Here is a 16,951-nt window from a genome sequence, read left to right as displayed (position 1 = left end):
CAGGCCCCGCATCCCTAGGACACCGATGAACCTCTACCGCCGTCTTGACCGGCATCTGCAGCAGAGCAATGAAGCCTCCGGCCCCGTTCGCGGCACCCTGTCCGCGCCGCGCATCGGCATGATCTGGCTGGCAGCCAACTTTGTGGTGACAACGCTGCTCACGGGCACCCTCATTGTTCCTGGCGTCAGCTTCGGCGCCGCGGTATGGATGATCATCCTCGGCACTCTCATCGGAGCCGTTGTCCTGACCCTGATAGGCAACATTGGGACGCGTACCGGCCTTCCTACAATGGCCATCACGCGAGGGGCTTTTGGTGTCCGGGGAAGCCTGGTGCCGGTAGTGGCGAACGTGGTGATCCTGATGGGCTGGAGTTGGGTTCAGGCAATGCTGGCCGGCGTCACCGTCAACTATGCGGTTGAGCAGTTCACCGGATTCTCCAGCCCTGTGCTCTTCGCGGTGCTCTGCCAAACCCTGGTGGTGTTTCTGGCCATCCTGGGCCACGGCGGCATTGCCAAAGTGGAGCCATGGCTGGCCGTCGTCATTCTGGGCATCATGGTCTACGTCTTTGTCAGCGCCTTCACCACCTTCACCCCCGCCGAGTTCGGTGGGATCGAGGTGGACGAGTCGCTGGGCTACACGAATTTTATGGTCCTGGACATCGTGATCGCCACCGCGATTTCCTGGACGGTGCTCTCAGCAGACTTCAACCGGCTGGCCAGGTCCAGCCGTGCCGGGATCATCGGATCCGGCATCGGCTACACAGTCTCCACGACGCTGGCCATGGTCCTGGGCGCGACGGCGATCGGCTACGTTATTCTCTCCGGGGACGCAGCTGCGTCCTTCGATCCCACCGTGATTGTCAGCGCCTTCGGCACTCCGCTGGCGATTGTGATCTTCATGTCCGTCATGGCCACCAACACCATGGTGGTTTACGGCATGGTCACTTCCGTGGTGCACGCACAGGTGCGGTGGAAAGCCCGTTTCCTGCCGACCTCCCTTGCGGTCGGCGCCGTAGCCATTGCCGGTTCCACCTGGATGGCCCTCCTGGACCAGTTCACCGGCTTCCTGGTGATGATCGGGGCCTTCTTTGTTCCGGTCTTCGCGATCATGATCGTGGACTACTACATCATCAAACGCGGCCGCTACAGCAGGGATATCCTTCGGCCAAGCGGCGGGGCATACTGGTACACCGCCGGCGTCAACTGGGCGGCGATTGTGGTGTGGACAGTGGGCGCGGCTGCTTCCTACGTGCTGACCTACGTCTGGCCCAGCCCGGTGGGTGCCACCATCCCGGCCTTCGTCCTGACCTTCGTGCTTTACCTCGCCGTCTCGGCTGGGAAACGTGCGCGGACCGCGCACGGTCCGGGGCTGCAGCCCGCCGGAGGGGACGGACAGCCGTCCCGCGCCCCGGCAGCAGCGGAGTGAGCCCGCATTGACCATCGTCGACCTAACCCACGAGGTGTCCACCGGAATGCAGGTCTTTCCGGGCGACCCGGAGGTGGAGATTGCCGCTGCGCTGAGCATCAGCGCGGACGGAGCACGGGTTGCGCGCCTGCAGCTGGGCAGCCACACGGGGACACATCTCGATGCTCCCTGCCACAGCATTGAGGGCGGCCGCAGCACCTCGGAGGTTCGGTTGGAGGAACTGACCGGGGAAGCGCTGGTGCTGCATCTTCCGCGTCTGGAAGCGGATGCGGAGATTGTCTGGGACCACCTTGCCGAGCAGGTTCCGAAAGAGGTGCCCAGGATAGTCCTGCTGGCCACCGGATGGGACCGCTGCTTTGGTACCGGGGAATACCTAAGTCACCCCGTTCTATCCCCATCCGCGGCGGAAGAGCTGTGGAGCCGGGGAATGCGGGTGCTGGCAGTGGACACCCTGAATCCGGACCGGACACTTCAGCCCGGGCAGGAGTTCCGGCTGCCGGTCCATGAGCTGCTTCTCGGGTCCGACGGGCTGATCGTTGAGAACGTCCGCGGTGCTTCGGACCTGCCTTCCCGCTGCCGGGTGGGGTTCTTTCCCCTCAATCTTGCTTCGGCGGACGGAGCGCCCGTTCGGGCCGTTGCCTGGGTTTAGCGGGCTGGAACCACAGCCAAGAACAGCGGGCCCGGGATTTCTCCCGGGCCCGCTGTTCTGCAGCTTATTTAGTGCTTACTTGCAGGTGCCGCCGTTATCCGTGGTGTAGGTATCCAGGCGGTTGATGAAAGCCGCCATGGCTTCACGGGAAACGTTTTCCAGCGGACGGAACGTGCTGTCCGGCCATCCGGTGGAGACGCCCGAGTCCTTCATCCACGAGATTTCCTTGTGGAATTCGTTGTTGGTTGCAACATCGGTGAAGGAGGCGGATTCCGGTGCCTCGAAGCGGTCGGCACCTTCAACGGAGCACCGCTCGCCGGCGAACCGGTGCATAAACGCAGCCATCGCGTCACGCTTGACCGGAGTTACCGGACGGAACGTGCCGTCAGAGTAGCCCGTGGAAATGCCGGACTCTGCGAGCCAGGAGATCTCCTTGTAGAACTGATCTGTCGGAGCTACGTCCGCGAACGGGCTGGTCACCGGCGCGTTGTACGACGGTGATCCGGCCAGGCGGTAAAGGAATGCCGCCATGGCGTCGCGGTTGATGGAGCCGTACGGGCGGTAGGTGCCGTCCGAGTAACCCGTGGTCAGGCCGCGGTCTGCCATCCAGTTGATTTCCTTCTCGAACTTGGTGCCTGCGGCATCGGCGAAGCGCAGGGCGCCCACCTCTACCGGAGTTACCTGGTCCTTGACGCCGTCGGCGTTGTGGTGGTGCAGGAACAGTGCCTTGCCGCCGTTGACGCCTTCCTGACGGTTCACGCCCAGCGTTGCCTGGTCCTCTGCCAAGAAGGTGCCGGTGCCTTCGCTGCCCGGTGCTCCGTTGAACCACATGGCGGGCTGGGCGGCATCGAAGCCGATCCAGTCCGTGGAGTCCACGGGAACCAGGGTGCCGGACTCGTCAACGCTCATCACGTTGACGGTGGAAACCCGGTACTGGATGGGTGCCGGGGCGCTCAGGTCCAGTCCAAGTGCTGAAAGCGGAATAGGCAGCGTCACGACGTTGGTGTCGAAGGCGTTGGTGTCCACATCGCCGAACTGACCGTTGGCTAGGCCCATCTCTTCGAGGGATCCGACGATTTCACCGTTTTCAATAACAACCAGCTCGAAGACGGTCTGGTCCAGACCGTCCGCCCGGGTGCTCAGGGCAGCGAGTTCGGCCTGCCCGTCTGCGTTAAGGTCCAGATCGATCCGGATCTGGCTGTTGCTGTTCAGCGTGGCCCAGTTCTGCCAGGTGCTGAGGCCGATGGTCAGGTAACCACTGGCCGGGTCCTTACCGGCAGCGGCGAGAGCCGGCGCGGTCGACGACGCACCGACTGTCCGCAGATCCAGCGAGTACAGGGAGTCCAGCGCCAGGCTTTCACGGCGGGGGCTCTCAGCGCCCAGGACCAGCGGCGTGGTCAGCGACCGGTAGGCTTCGCTTCCCTCGCCCTGGTTCAGTGCGCGACCGCTGAGCGTAGCTACGGCGCCCAGCTCGGAGGCGTTGGCGAAGGTGATCTTTGAATCAGCCTTGATGTCGGAGACCGGCTTCGGTGCGGAGTAAACCGGTACCCGCAGCACAGAGTCTTCACTCGTCAGCTGCAGACGGCCGGATGCCTCTGCGATGTACTGGCGGTCGGCTCCGAGCTGCTGCTTTTCAGCGGCCGGATCGATGGTCTTGGCCAGTGCGGTCGGGTCCGTCACGCTGAAGTTCACGTTGACCGTGGCCTTGCCGTTGGCAGGAACCGTAACCGGTCCTTCGTCCACAGTGATGGAAACTCCGGGAACCGTGGTGGCTGCGAGGTACTCAGCCGTGTAGGTCTTCGGGGAATCACCCTTGTTCTCGATGGTTACCGACCGGGAGAGTTCCGTCGGTCCGCCGATTTCCAGGACACCGAAGTTGACCGAGGTCAGGCCCGGCTGGTCGGTCGCGTAAGCGAAGACCTTGGTGTTCAGCGCATCAAGAGCATCCACACGGCCTGAACCGACGCGGTTGGGGGCATATGCCACCCCGTCACCGGTCAGCAGGTCGTGTGTGGCCGTGTTCATGATGATTGACTTGACCTCATACGGGTTGTAGTCGGTCTGTGCGACCACCAGTGCTGCAATGCCTGCCACGTTCGGGGCTGCCATTGACGTTCCGCTCTTGATGGAGGCGCCGGTGCCGGTGCCTACCTGGGCGGACTTGATCTGCGTACCGGGAGCAGCGACGTCGGGCTTTACGACGCCGTTGGAACCGTGAACACCGCGGGAGGAACTGGAGTTCAGGGTGTCCAGGGCTCCGGAAGGACTGGTCACGCTGCCAACCAGCTCAGGTGCCAGACGGATCTCGAGGGTTCCCGCCTCGGCGGCCGGACGCAGTGCCTCGGAGGTGTCCGCCGTGAACTGCATGCCCGGGATGGCAGCGTTGCCGGCGATGCCGGCTTCGAAGGAGTTCAGCGTGGAGTCAATGACAACACCGCCGTAGCCGGCGTCTGCTGCGTGGTTCCAGCGCATGCCGGAGCCGCAGCGGCGCTCTGCGCCGTTCTCGTTCCAGGACAGCCAGACCCACTTGCCGGCGTTGTCACCGGCGGGCTCCATCGCCTCACAACCGTCTGCGTTGCGGCCATCCGGACCCATCACTACCGTGCCGGCCAGCGCTTCCGGAGCTGCCGTGGCGTAGTTGAAGGACGCCGTGTACTGGCCTGCTGCAACTCCTGCCTCAGGTGCAACGATTTCGCCGCCGTCGAGGGTGGTCAGCGATCCGACGCTGTTCGCCACGGTCAGTGCGGTCTCCGCGCTGCCGGGGGAACCACCGATGTCGTAGATGTCGCCGCTGTTGCCGGAGGACACCACCGAGAGGATTCCCTGCGCGGTGAGTGCGTTGACGATGTCATTTTCCGGATCGTCGTAGGCGGGGAAGCTGGAGCCCAGGGACATGTTGACCACCTGGGCGCGGTCGGAGAAGTCGCCGTCGCCGTTGGGGTCAAGGACGTAGTCCAGTGCCTGGCCCACAACTTCGGACGAACCGTCACAGCCGAAGACCCGAAGAGCAACGATCTTGGCTTCGGGAGCGGTGCCCGGGCCGATGCCCATCTTGGTGACGTCTTCTGCCGTCAGGGAACCGTAGTCGCCGTCGAACGTGCTGCCGTCTGCGTTGGTTCCGTAGCCGGCCGCGGTGCCTGCAACGTGGGAGCCGTGGCTCTGGCAGTCCAGCGGATTTGCGTCTGGCTTGGGGATGGGGCTGTACAGCTCCGGATTCGAGGGATCAGCGTTGTACTCATCTCCCACGAGGTCCCAGCCGCCGGCGAACTTCTCCGGATCCCACAGCCCTGAATCGGCTGCCGGCATTTCATCCATGGCCTGCGCTTCGGCGAAGGCCTCAAGGGTTCCGGGGCCGCCGAAGTTGGAGTGCGTGTAATCGAGGCCGGTATCCAGGACAGCGATGGTCACGCCTTCGCCGGTCTGGTCCCGCTCTACCCACGAATCAAGGGCACGGACATCAATGTCCCCGCCCTTGTTGTCGTATGTCTTGGGCACGATGCCGGTGATCTTGGCAACGTCCCCGCGTGAGGCGAGTGCCCGGATTGCATCGGCATCACCATTAATGGCGACACCGGGGACGGTATTGGTGGTTGTGTAGATGATGTTCGACGACGCCTGGGCGGCAACTTCCGCCGCCTGGGACTCGATGGCCGAACGGATCTGCTGCACCTCGGGTGCCTTGTTCAGCGGCGCCGCCAGTCCTTCACGGACTTCGCGGGGCTGAGTCTGTTCAAAGGCTCCCTTGCCGGTGAACTGGACGAAGACCGATACCGGCCCCTGCTTGTTCTTAAGGTCGGATGAGACTTTAAGATCCGGCGTTACCTGGGCCAGGCCCTGCGCCGTCGGATCATCCTGGGTGTTCCCCTCAACGGCCGAAGCCGGGGTCCACATGCTGGAGACCAAAGCGACGCCGGCAATGGATGCCAGCACCGCCCTCGTCGATCTCCGGTGGTTTGGACTGTTCATTCTTCTCCTTAGTGAAAGAGGTGCCGCAGTCCGGAACAGCAAACTTGTGGTTTGCGTCCCCCCGACCTAGACCAGGCATAGGGGTATCGAGCTAAGCGGAGCTTGGCTAGTTCCGCGATTTAGGTCAGTATCCACCGCGGTGCTCCCTGTACCCTTGTTGCTGCCGTTGCTTATGTCAACAGTGCGGTTCGATTCTTTTAAATTGCACCTCCGGGGCCTTTACGTCCCCGGCAAATCTGGTAGTGGACGCTATTGGAGAATTGTTTTCCAAGTGATTTTCCGAGTGCGTATGCAAGTAGCGTAAAACCGCCGCTGGCATGGATCGATAGGGTCCGTTTTTCAAGGACTTATGGCCCCGGGCAGGAGCCGGCGAATCGGCCGCTGGGCATAATGTGCCGGTTTCGTGCCGGACCCGCGGGCAAAACTCTTCCATATCACTAAAAACCGGTAAGCGGTACATTTCTGATCTTTGGATACCTAATTGTTGTACGCCTGATAGTGGTGCTTCGCGCAGGCGGTGCAGCGGGGACAACCGATGACGGCGGGGCCTTCCCGGGTGCCGGCGGCGGCGGTGCGGCGGCACACAAGCCGGACTCGTGGCTGATATCCGTTGAGCAAATACCTGACATAGAAAATCACGTCTTCCCCGAATATATGACTGCCGTCACAGTTGAGGCTGAACCGCTCAGCAACTAGTGAATGTGAGAACGCACGTGGAACGACTCCTCTCCCACCTGGCTCATCTGGAAATAACCAGTCCCGATGTGGACGCCTCAACCCGTTTCTACGTGGAGAAGTTCGGGATGCGCCTCGTCGACTCGATTGACGGGGCTTCCTACCTGCGCTGCTGGGGTGACTACTACCGTTACAGCCTTGTGGTGCGGCCCGGGAGCGAGCCGGCATTGGCAAACATGGCGTGGCGCACGGCTTCAGAAGAGGCGCTGACCATGGCAGCCGCCAACGTTGAAGCCGCAGGCATACAGGGCGAATGGGTTGACGGCGGACATGCGCACGGCAAGGCCTACCAGTTCACCGGTCCTTACGGGCACCCCATGAAGCTGTTCTACGAAGTGGAGAAGTTCACCGCGGAACCGGGTTTTGAGTCCGCCTACCCCGACCGCCCTGAACGCCGCAGCAGCCATGCCGCCGCACCCCGGTTCCTGGACCACGTCACCATTGCAGCCAGCGATGTCCGTGGTTTCGCGGAATGGTACAGCCGCACCCTCGGCTTCCGCGTCATGGCATTCACCACGCTTGATGAGGCGCCGATCACGGTCTTCTCGGTGCTGACCACCAACGAAAAGTCCCACGACCTCGGCGTCGTTATGGATACTTCGGCCCGCGCCGGACGCGTGAACCACATCGCGTTCTGGGTAGACACCCATGAGGACCTGCTGCGGACAGCGGACGTCCTGATGGAAAACGGCACACCGATGGAATACGGTCCCTCCATTCACGGCATCGGGGAGCAGAACTTCCTGTACTTCCGCGAGCCCAGCGCCCTGCGGGTGGAGCTGAACTCCGGTGGATACCGCAACTACGTACCCGACTGGGAGCCCCGGACGTGGAAGCCGTCCCTCGGATCGAACAACTTCTACCGCAACGGAGCCATGCCGCATTCCATGACGGAGTCCTTCCCCCTCGCGGAGGGATTCACGGCCACGGAAGAAGGCGCCTCGGAGGAAATGAAGAGAGCGCTGCTCAACCCCTACGCCGAGCATGGCCAGGGCTGAGCCGATGGCCTATTCGCTGCTGACCTATGAAGACCCGGACACCGGTTCGGCGCAGGCCGCACTGGAAAGGGCAGGCCGCGTCCTGCCGCTGACAAGCCAGAACCTGGCGCTGCCGGCGGGGATGCCGGTGAGCATGGAAGCCATCATTGAACACTGGGAGGAAGCCGAAGCACAGCTTGATCAGCTCGCTGCGACAGCCGGGGACGACTCACCCGGCTGGCTGGACGAAGCCAGCCTCACGGTGCTCGCGCCTCTGCGTCCGCGGCAGATTCTGCAGGCAGGCGCCAACTACCGCAAACACGTCATCGACCTGGCGGTGGCACACCGCGATGGTGGAGGGACAGACGAAGAGATCCGCAAATCTGCCGCCGCCGTCATGGATAAGCGCGCAGCCGAGGGCACCCCGTATTTCTTCATCGGGTTGCCCACGGCGATGGCCTCTGCCACGGATGACCTGATTCTGCCTGCCTACAGCCAGACCCACGACTGGGAACTGGAAGTGGCTGCCGTGATAGGCCGCCGGGCCTTCCGCGTTACCCCGGAGGAGGCCCTCGAGTACGTCTTCGGCTACACGATGGTCAATGACATCACCACCAGGGAACTTGTCTTCCGCAAGGACATGCCTGCGATCGGCAGCGACTGGTTCCGCTCCAAGAACGCTCCGGGTTTCCTGCCAACCGGGCCCGTGGTGCGGCCGGCAAAGTTCGTGGAGGACCCGCAGGACCTGATGGTTACGCTGCGGCTCAACGGGGAGGTCATGCAGAAGGAATCAACTGCGGACATGATTTTCACCGTGGCGCAGCTGGTCTCCCACGCATCCATGCAGATGCCGCTGCTGCCAGGAGATCTGATCCTGACCGGAAGTCCCTCGGGAAACGGCGCCCACTGGGGGCGGATGCTCCGCGGCGGTGACGTGATGGAAGGCCAGGTCACCGGGCTCGGCACACAGCTGATCCACTGCCGGGACGAGGCGGCATCATGACCGAACTCAACCAGGCCGGTGAAGCCGCCATCATCCGGGAGGACACGCTCGCCAGCATCGAGGCCATGGCTGCAGCCCACAACAACTGGGGCCGCTGGGGCCCGGACGATGTCCTGGGCACGTTGAATTTCATTGACGAAGCCAAGCGCATCGAGGCAGCCCGGCTTGTCCGCACAGGCCACACGTTCTCCCTGGCACAGCCCTTCGACACCAACGGTCCGCAGAAGGGGTGGCGCCGCCGCACCAACCCCGTGCACACCATGACAGATACCGGTACGGACGCGGAGTTTGGCGACCAGGGTTTCCCGCACGGGATCGGCGGTGCTGATGACTTCATCGCCATGCCGCTGCAGTGCTCCACCCAATGGGACGGGCTGGGGCACATTTTCGACCGCGGCAAGGCCTGGAACGGCCGCCGTGCCGGCCAGGTGGTGACCAGCGACGGCGACCAGGTCACGGGCATCCAAACCGCGGCGGCACGCATCGTCACCCGCGGAGTGCTGCTCGACGTCGGACGTGCGCTGGGACCTGAACTGGGCACCGACGGCGAACTGCCGGACGGATTTGCGATCACCGCCGAACACCTCGAGGCAACCATCGAGAAGCAGGGACCGAGCTCCGCCGTCCGCCGCGGCGATGTGATCGTGCTGCGGACCGGCCAGTATGCGCGCACCCTCCGGGACGGGTGGGGCGACTATGCGGGAGGACCCGCTCCCGGGCTCTCCTTCTCCGCTGCGCCCTGGCTGCACCGCAGCGAAATCGCCGGAATCGCCACGGACACCTGGGGATTCGAGGTTCGGCCGAATGAGTTTGATGTTGCGTTCCAGCCCCTGCACCAAATCGCCATTCCGAACCTGGGGCTGTACCTCGGGGAAATGTGGAACCCGGAGGAACTCGCGGCGTCTTGCGCCTCGGACGGGCAATACGACTTCCTGCTGACCGCCGCACCGCTTCCAATAACCGGCGCAGTCGGATCGCCGGTTAACCCCCTCGCCGTCAAATAACCCGCCGGACTGAAAACAAAGGAGTTTGCACCATGGCAGCTGTGAATACGGTAGGCATAGTCGGTTCGGGAGCGGCAGGCCTGACCGCGGCGTCGCTGCTGGCTGACGCCGGAATTGACGTGGAAATCCTGGAAAAGGCCGGCGGTCCGTCCCCGCTGGGCTCCGGAATCACCCTGCAGGGCAACGCTCTGCGGGTATTCCGGCAGCTCGGGATCTGGGACGAAATCGCGGCGAAGGGATTCGCCTTCAGCGAGCTGGGGTTCCGGGCTCCGGATCCGGCGGGAACGCTTTTGTCCGTGACCGATGACGCCCGGACCGGGGGAGCAGACCTGCCCGCCACACTGGGAATGTACCGGCCGGATCTTGCCGACACCCTCCGGCGGCGTGCACAGGAAGCCGGCGCCCGGATCAGTTACGGCAAGCCGGTCAAAGGTGTGGAACAGGACGGGGATTCGGCCACGGTCATTACGGACGACGGCGAACGGCTCAGCTACGACCTCCTGATTGGCGCCGACGGGCTGCACTCGGTGGTTCGTGCAGCGATCGGCATTGACGTTGCCCCCGAACCCACGGGAATGGGGATTTGGCGGGCCTTCGTGGAGCGCCCGGCAGAGGTGGTCCGCACTGACCTGACATACGGCGGTCCCTGCTACATCGCCGGCTACTGTCCTACGGGCCAGGACAGCATGTACGCCTACCTGGTCGAAGATGCGCAGGAACGCAGTGTTGAAGAGGGCCCCGGCATCATGGCCGGACTCGCTGCTGCCTACGGCGGACCATGGAAGGAAATCCGTTCGAACCTGGACCACAGCGCGCGGGTTAATTACACCCGCTTCACCTCGCATCTGGTGGACGGGCCGTGGAACCGGGGCCGTGCCGTGATCATAGGCGACGCAGCCCACAGCTGCCCTCCCACCATTGCGCAGGGAGCGGCGATGGCAGTTGAAGATGCTGCAGTGCTGGCCGAGCTCCTCGCCAGCCGTGAAGAGCTGAACGATTCACTCTGGGCCGACTTTATGGAGCGCAGGCTTGAGCGTGCCCGGATCGTGGTCCGGGGGTCCGTCCAGCTGGGCAAGTGGATGCTGGACGGGGAGATCCGGAACGCTGACGTTCCGGGCCTGATTGCCTCTGTGGCGAAGACCGTGAGCTCACCGGCATGACGATGCCTGACCTGGCCGCCGCCGTCGTAGATGTCCATGCCCACGTTGTTCTGCCCGCGCTGCAGCAGTTTGTCATTGAGGCCGCTCCGGCAGAGTTTGCAGCTGCGCAGGAGCTGGATGCCCGGCGGCAGGGACCCGAATCACTCGAGAACTCAGGCATCATGATCAGGGAGCGCTGGCCCCAGCTGGTGGATCTCTCCCGGCGGCTGGCGGACATGGCCGCCGCCGGCATCGACGTGCAGCTGGTCTCGCCGTCGCCGTCGCATTACTACTACTTCGCTGACCCCGGTGTAGGAGCCGAGATCGCGCGCCGGGCCAACACCGCAATGATGGAGCTGGTTGAGTCCGCCCCAAACCGGCTGGCCGGGCTGGGACTGGTGCCGCTGCAGCACCCCGGCCTGATGGTGGCCGCCCTGGAACACGCGGTGCAGGACTGCGGCCTGCTGGGCGTCGAAATCGGTTCGTATGCCCCCGGGCCCGGCACGGCGTCTGAACAGCGGCAGAATGCCGGCACGGTAGAGCTTTCCGACGCGCGGCTGGAGCCTTTTTGGGCCCGTGCTGAGGAACTGGGCGCAATCATCTTCCTGCACCCCTTCGGGTGCTCCCTGGATGAACGGCTGGACCGGTTCTATCTGGCCAATACCGTCTCCCAGCCGACAGAGAACGCAGTCGCCTTGTCCCACCTGATTTTCGCGGGCGTGCTGGACCGGTATCCGCGGCTCAAGCTGGTTGCAGCCCATGCCGGCGGGTACCTTCCCACAACGCTGGGCCGTTCCGACCGTGCCTGGAAGGTTCGGCCGGAAGCGCGCGGATGTGCGGCGCCGCCGTCGTCCTATATGAAACGGATGTGGTTCGATTCGCTCACCCACAGTCCCGCCGAACTCGAGGCCCTGGTCCGGATCGCCGGAACGGACCGGATCCTGCTCGGCTCCGACTATCCGTTCGACATGGGCACGGAGGACCCGGTGGGCGAAGTCCGCGCCGCCGGCCTCACCGGCCCCGGCGAGCTGATGATCCTCGCCGGCAACGCCGCAGATCTTGGCATCCGGCCCGGACCTGCCAACGCCCGCGCAATGAGTGCCACCGGCACGGAAGGAAAGCAGCACGATGGTTAAGATTGCACGCTGGAACCACAACGGCGACGTCCGCTCAGGCTTTGTCCGGGAAGGGCGTGTGTACCCGCTTCCCGCAGGACTGACCACCAGCGACCTCCTGGCCGCGGGCTTGGAGGAAACCCTGCGGATTGCCGGGCAGACGGTTGGAGGCGGCCCCGGCGCCGCGGGGTCCCCGGAGCCGAATGCGGACTGGACAGACCTCTCCGAGGTTGTACTTCTGGCACCGCTTGTGCCGGCCGCGGTCCGGGACTTCGTCGCGTTCGAGGAACATGTCGAAGGGATGCGGATCAGTATTGAGGGCGCTCCCGGCGTGATGGAGGAGTGGTACCAGGCACCTACGTTTTACTTCACCAATCCGCATACCATCCGGGCAACGGGGGAAGAGATTCCTATTCCGGCCGGGTGCAGCCAGCTCGATTTCGAAACCGAAGTAGCCGCCGTCATCGGCCGGGTGCCGGGCCGTGCCGGCAGCAACCTCACTCCGGAGGAAGCGCACAGCCACATCTTCGGATACACGATTTTCAATGACTGGTCCGCCCGTGACCTGCAGCGCCGCGAGATGAAGGTCAGCCTCGGCCCCTGCAAGGGCAAGGACTTCGCCGGCACTCTTGGCCCCTGGATTGTCACGGCTGACGAGTTTGAAGAGAAGCACGACGCCGACGGGTTCCTCGGCTTGGAAATGAGCGTGGAAGTCAATGGTGTCCACATAGGCAAAGACCTGCTCTCCAATATGGGATGGCCCTTCGCGGAGCTGGTGGCCTATGCATCGCAGGATTCGCTTGTGGTTCCGGGAGACGTGCTGGGCTCCGGAACCTGCGGCAGCGGCTGCCTCGCCGAGCTGTGGGGGCGCCACGGCGGGCAGACTCCGCCGCCCCTGCAGCCAGGGGACACCGTGGCCATGACAGTCGAAGGCATCGGCACCATTGCCAACACCATTGGCCAACGCCGCGAGGCAGAAACCCTGGTCCGGGCACGTCCGAGGCAACGGCTCCGCCGCAGCTACGAAGCGGGTGCTGCCCCGTCCCTCTGACGGGAGCTACCTCGTCTCCCTGACGGGGGACGGGGTTTCCTGGTCCTGGCGGACCCGCCCGCGGACGGCAGCCAGGCGGGTTCTCGCGTCGATCTCGAGGTTCTCGTGGAGCTGCGCGCAGGCCCGCTGGACCACCGAGCGCAGCCAGAGGTTGGCTGGGTCCTCCGTCCGGCTGGAGTGCCAGAACATAGCCTCGATCAGCACCGGCTCGAATTCGACCGGGAACTCGATGATGGCTATGTTTGCTCCGCGCTGGCTCTTGAGGGCCAGCATTTTGGGGACCAGCGCCACCAGGTCTGTTCCTTCCACGAGCAGCGGAAGCGCCAGGAAACCGGACACATGGGCTGCCGTCCTGCGCTGCACGCCCAGCGATTCCAGGAACAGGTCAGCTGGAGTCTTGATCGACTCGCCGAAATACCCAACGGCATGCGGAAGGCTTCCCAGATCCTCCGCGCGCAGTGCCTCCGTCTCCAGTAGGGGATTGTTCGCGTCCATTACCGCCACGAAGCTGTCCCGGAAGACGGGTTTGCTTTGACCTGGAAGTGAATACCCTGCCGGTCCCACAATGAGGTCACAGCGGGTGAAGTCGGCTTGATGCAGCATCATCACGCTGGTGGGGACAACATTCACGCTGACCCCTGGTGCCTCCACCTGCAGGATGCGCCGCAGCGGTTCCACAACCATGGTGGCGGCGTAATCAGATGCCGCAATGGCGAACTCCCGGTCGCTGGTGAAGGGGTCGAAGCGGGTCCGGATACCAGTGACCCGGTCCAGGCTCTGCAGCGCGTCGTCGACCAGCGGCACTAGATCCTGGGCCAGCGGAGTGAGCGCGTAATGCCGGCCTGCGCGGACCAGCAGCTCATCATCAAAATACCGGCGCAGCCGGGAAAGGGCAGCGCTGGTTGCCGGCTGGCTCAGCTGAAGGTGCTCGGCTGTTCGTGACACGTTGCGGAGCCGGAGCAGGATCTGAAGCGTCGGCAGCAGGTTTAGGTCGATGGACTTCATGGGTGTCAGCTTAGGCGGACCGGCCGCAGCGGCTCTCCCGAAGTTTGTTGGACCTCCAGTCGCTGTCATATTGCTGCGGCTACGTCCCTTGGCCGGAGCGCCGCCGGCCCAGGTAACTCGACAGGCCCACGGCGATGAGCAGTGCGACGCCGTTGAACACCTGGTCAACCCAGTTCGCCGCGCCGCTCAAGGTCAGCCCGCTGACGCTGACAGCCACGAAAAGGACCCCGAAGACCGTACCGACCACATTGAATCTGCCCGGGAGAATCGCTGTTGCGCCCAGGAAAACGGCTGCCAGGGCGGGGAACAGAAGGTAGGTTCCGTTATCTGCGTTGGCCCCTCCGGTGCGGGCGGCCAGAATGACTCCCGCGAGTCCGGCGAGGGTACCGGAAAGGAGGAACGCGGTCTGCGTGTAGCGCCGCAGCGGCAGGCCTACCAGCACAGCCGCACGGTTGTTGGAACCAATGGCGTATAGGGAGCGGCCGAAGGGTGTGTGCGTCAGCAGATACCAGGCGAGGAAGGCGATTATCGCCACCACAAAGACGACCCGGGGCAGTCCCAGCCAGCTGCTGCTGCCGAACGCGGTGAAGGCTGGATCCACCCCGATAATGGCCAAACCGCCGGTGTACCACTGGATGAGGCCGCCCAGCAGTGTGGCCATGCCGAGAGTAGACACAAAAGCGTTCATTCCGAAGCGCGCCACGAGCAGCCCGTTCGTTGCTCCAACGACGGCGGCTGCACCAACGCCGAGCAGGCAGGACAGCCAAAGCGGAAGCGCGAAATGGGCCATGGCTGCAGCCGTCACTACGCTGCTCAGAACTGCGACTCCTCCCACGGAGAAATCGAAGTGCCCCGCCACGAGCGGGAAAACCAGTGCGACGGCGACCAGCGTGATCACTGACTGGTTGGCCAGGACAACGGAGACATTCGCCCCGCTGAGGAAGACTGAAGAGCTGGCAGGAAAGAGCCCAAAGAAGATGATGATGAGCACCAGGAGCAGGGGCAGCGCGAACCGCTCCAGCTGGTGGCCCAGGAACTTCGGCCGAAGGCCGGTGCGGAGACGGGATTCCTGAGCACCTGCGGCGCCGGAAACTGCGGGCTGCCGGATCTCGCGGGATTCGGCCGGGGGCGTGTGGATGGCATCCATGGTCTTAGAATCCTTCGTCTGGAGACTGGTCGGAACCTGCGGAGAGAACGGCTGCGGCCAGCGCGTCCCGCCCGGATTCCCGGGGAGTGAGCTCAGCGGCGATCTGGCCCGCCACAAGGACAAGGACCCGGTCGCACAGCTCGGCGAGTTCATCGAGGTCGCTTGAAGCCACCACAACCCCGCACCCCTGCGCTGCACTGGCCCGAAGGGATGTGTAGATGTCCTGCCGGGACATGACGTCCACACCCTGTGTGGGCTCGTCAAGCAGGAGCAGCCGCGGGTTCCGGCGCAGCCAGCGCGCCAGGACCACTTTCTGCTGGTTGCCGCCGGACAGCCGGCTGATCGGAATCTCGGTACCGTCGGTGCGCACGGAGTGTTCCCTGACAAGATGTGCTGTTTCTGTCTGCTCCATTCGCCGGTTCATCACGAACCTGCGCCAGTAGCGGCCAATGACCGTGGCGGAGAAGTTCTCCCGGACCGCCAGATCCAGGAAAGCGGCATCGCGGTGCCGGTTCTCCGGCACAAGCGCAATTCCGGCCCGAACGGCGTCTGCCGGTGAGGAAGGCCGGTGCGGGGTTCCGTTCAGGCTCATGCTGCCGTCTGCTGGAAGAACGTCGCCGAAGATGCTGCGCAGCACGGTGGAACGGCCCGAACCGGCCAGCCCGGCCAGGCCCAGGATCTCCCCGGGTGAGACTGTCAGGTTCACGCCCTTCAGGGGGTGCCGGGTCAGGTTCGCGGCCTCAAATAGAGGAGACTCTCCGGTCGTGTCCGGGGCCGGTGTCTCCGGCTGCCCCTCAGGTCCGGGCTGGCCCGGGTGGCCGTCTTGTGCTGCCGGGCGTGCCCCGGACATCATCTCCACGATGGTGGGCGTGGACATCTCGGAGACCGGGCCGCGGCCGGCAACTATTCCGTCCCGGAACACGGTGACGTGGTCAGCCACGTCTGCGATTTCGCGGAAGCGGTGTGTCACCAGCACAATCGTCTGTCCGCGGTTCGCCCGGGCGCGCAGGGCTGCCATCAGCTCCCGGGACTCGTCCTCCGGCAGCGACGCGGTTGGTTCATCCAGCAGGAGGGTGAATTCACTGTCCTGCTGATCAGCAAGGGCACGTGCCACTGCCACCATGGTCTTCTGGCTGGGCCGCAGGGAGCCGAGCGGATCACCGGCACGCGCAGCAATTCCATAGGAGGCAAGCAGTGCATCCACACGGCGGTGCAGGACATTCCAGCGGATTCCCCTGAGGGTATTGGTTGGAAATCCCGAATCCAGGGCGAAATTCTCGGCAACGGTCAGGCCGTCAAAAAGCCCAAGGTCCTGGTGAACGAACCTCAAACCAGCCTCGCGGGCCTTCCGCGGCGTCAGCTGGCGCACCGGGATCTGCTCCCCGTGCACAGTCACGGTGCCGGCTTCGGCCTGGTAGACCCCGGCGAGGCACTTGATCAGTGTTGATTTCCCTGAACCGTTGCCGCCCAGCAACGCGTGGATGGTTCCTGCCTCAACGGTCAGATCCACCCCGGAGAGAGCAGGGGCCCCGGCGAAGGACTTCACCAGCCCGTGGGCGCCGAGGGCAACGGCAGATGTCTGAGTACCCGGACGTGGGGGGGGGGCGGGGGGCGGCCCCCCCCCACCCCGGGGGGGGTGGGGTGGCGCCCCAAAAAAAGCCCCCCCCCCCCCCCACCCCCAGACCCAGCCCCCCGCCCGCCCCCCGCTCCCGGGCTGACGCGGCGAAGGAGAGC

Annotated in this window: 12 protein-coding genes; 8 read left to right on the top strand and 4 right to left on the bottom strand. The window is 64.3% G+C overall.

The window, feature by feature from the left end:
• Window positions 1–25: 25 nt before the first annotated feature.
• Together ACWGQ2_RS09080 and ACWGQ2_RS09075 are read left to right on the top strand one after the other, a co-directional pair.
• On the top strand, window positions 26–1,426 hold the full coding sequence (locus tag ACWGQ2_RS09080) for a purine-cytosine permease family protein (protein WP_452016449.1): 1,401 nt from the start codon (window positions 26–28) through the stop codon (window positions 1,424–1,426).
• Between the two features lie 7 nt (window positions 1,427–1,433).
• Complete coding sequence (locus tag ACWGQ2_RS09075; RefSeq protein ID WP_452016447.1) at window positions 1,434–2,075, top strand: cyclase family protein; 642 nt, start codon at window positions 1,434–1,436, stop codon at window positions 2,073–2,075.
• Window positions 2,076–2,150: 75 nt separating this feature from the next.
• Here the strand turns inward: ACWGQ2_RS09075 and ACWGQ2_RS09070 are convergent, their stop codons facing one another.
• A complete protein-coding gene (locus ACWGQ2_RS09070) occupies window positions 2,151–6,041 on the bottom strand; it encodes a S8 family serine peptidase (protein ID WP_452016445.1) in 3,891 nt (1,296 codons plus the stop codon).
• Between the two features lie 713 nt (window positions 6,042–6,754).
• Between ACWGQ2_RS09070 and ACWGQ2_RS09065 the strand changes: the two genes are divergently transcribed.
• The 6 genes from ACWGQ2_RS09065 to ACWGQ2_RS09040 are packed head-to-tail and all read left to right on the top strand — an operon-like array spanning window position 6,755 to window position 13,065.
• Window positions 6,755–7,774, top strand: coding sequence for a VOC family protein (locus ACWGQ2_RS09065; RefSeq protein WP_452016443.1), 1,020 nt, complete (start codon window positions 6,755–6,757; stop codon window positions 7,772–7,774).
• Window positions 7,761–8,756 (top strand): fumarylacetoacetate hydrolase family protein, encoded by a 996-nt coding sequence (locus ACWGQ2_RS09060; RefSeq protein ID WP_452016441.1) that lies wholly within the window; start codon window positions 7,761–7,763, stop codon window positions 8,754–8,756. The genes ACWGQ2_RS09065 and ACWGQ2_RS09060 overlap by 14 nt, the downstream gene beginning before the upstream one ends.
• Window positions 8,753–9,760 carry a cyclase family protein gene (locus ACWGQ2_RS09055; protein WP_452016439.1) on the top strand — a complete coding sequence of 336 codons (1,008 nt, stop codon included), beginning with the start codon at window positions 8,753–8,755 and terminating at the stop codon, window positions 9,758–9,760. The genes ACWGQ2_RS09060 and ACWGQ2_RS09055 overlap by 4 nt, the downstream gene beginning before the upstream one ends.
• 32 nt (window positions 9,761–9,792) lie before the next feature.
• Window positions 9,793–10,920 carry an FAD-dependent monooxygenase gene (locus tag ACWGQ2_RS09050; RefSeq protein ID WP_452016437.1) on the top strand — a complete coding sequence of 376 codons (1,128 nt, stop codon included), beginning with the start codon at window positions 9,793–9,795 and terminating at the stop codon, window positions 10,918–10,920.
• Complete coding sequence (locus ACWGQ2_RS09045; RefSeq protein ID WP_452016435.1) at window positions 10,917–12,035, top strand: amidohydrolase family protein; 1,119 nt, start codon at window positions 10,917–10,919, stop codon at window positions 12,033–12,035. The genes ACWGQ2_RS09050 and ACWGQ2_RS09045 overlap by 4 nt, the downstream gene beginning before the upstream one ends.
• On the top strand, window positions 12,028–13,065 hold the full coding sequence (locus ACWGQ2_RS09040) for a fumarylacetoacetate hydrolase family protein (RefSeq protein WP_452016433.1): 1,038 nt from the start codon (window positions 12,028–12,030) through the stop codon (window positions 13,063–13,065). The genes ACWGQ2_RS09045 and ACWGQ2_RS09040 overlap by 8 nt, the downstream gene beginning before the upstream one ends.
• 6 nt (window positions 13,066–13,071) lie before the next feature.
• Here the strand turns inward: ACWGQ2_RS09040 and ACWGQ2_RS09035 are convergent, their stop codons facing one another.
• The 3 genes from ACWGQ2_RS09035 to ACWGQ2_RS09025 form a co-directional block, all read right to left on the bottom strand.
• Entirely contained in the window at window positions 13,072–14,070 is a 999-nt protein-coding gene (locus ACWGQ2_RS09035) for a LysR family transcriptional regulator (protein WP_452016431.1), read from the bottom strand.
• 79 nt (window positions 14,071–14,149) lie between these two features.
• Window positions 14,150–15,217 carry an ABC transporter permease gene (locus tag ACWGQ2_RS09030; RefSeq protein WP_452016429.1) on the bottom strand — a complete coding sequence of 356 codons (1,068 nt, stop codon included), beginning with the start codon at window positions 15,215–15,217 and terminating at the stop codon, window positions 14,150–14,152.
• A 4-nt stretch (window positions 15,218–15,221) separates the two neighbouring features.
• The gene (locus ACWGQ2_RS09025; RefSeq protein ID WP_452016427.1) at window positions 15,222–16,763 is read right to left on the bottom strand and encodes a sugar ABC transporter ATP-binding protein; all 1,542 of its coding nucleotides are present in this window, start codon (window positions 16,761–16,763) and stop codon (window positions 15,222–15,224) included.
• Window positions 16,764–16,951 lie beyond the last annotated feature (188 nt).

The organism is Arthrobacter sp. NPDC055585, assembly GCF_053619115.1.
Note: the sequence above shows the minus strand (reverse complement) of the source record. Positions and strands in the feature narration are given on the sequence as shown.